This is a genomic window from Streptomyces sp. 7R007, assembly GCF_054850255.1.
On record NZ_JBTWMV010000177.1, the window covers coordinates 1 to 395 of the forward strand.

1 protein-coding gene is annotated in these 395 nt (G+C 66.3%); it reads left to right on the forward strand.

Annotation, left to right across the window (positions count from 1 at the left end; translation table 11 throughout):
* The coding region (locus tag ACYF6T_RS44680; protein ID WP_461703724.1) for a thiamine pyrophosphate-dependent enzyme at positions 1 to 395 on the forward strand (395 nt) is incomplete at both ends.

Consider the following 395-nt stretch of genomic DNA (forward strand, 5'->3'; position numbering starts at 1 on the left):
ATCCTGGCCGCCGTCCAGGGCTTCATGCCCGAACTCGGCCTGGCCAAGGAGAACATCGTCTTCGTCTCCGGCATCGGCTGCTCCTCCCGCTTCCCGTACTACATGAACACGTACGGCATGCACTCCATCCACGGCCGCGCCCCCGCCATCGCCACCGGCCTGGCCGCCAGCCGCCGCGACCTGTCCGTCTGGGTCGTCACCGGCGACGGCGACGCCCTCTCCATCGGCGGCAACCACCTCATCCACGCCCTGCGCCGCAACGTCAACCTCAAGATCCTGCTGTTCAACAACCGGATCTACGGCCTGACCAAAGGCCAGTACTCCCCCACCTCCGAGGTCGGCAAGATCACCAAATCGACGCCGATGGGCTCGCTGGACGCACCCTTCAACCCGGT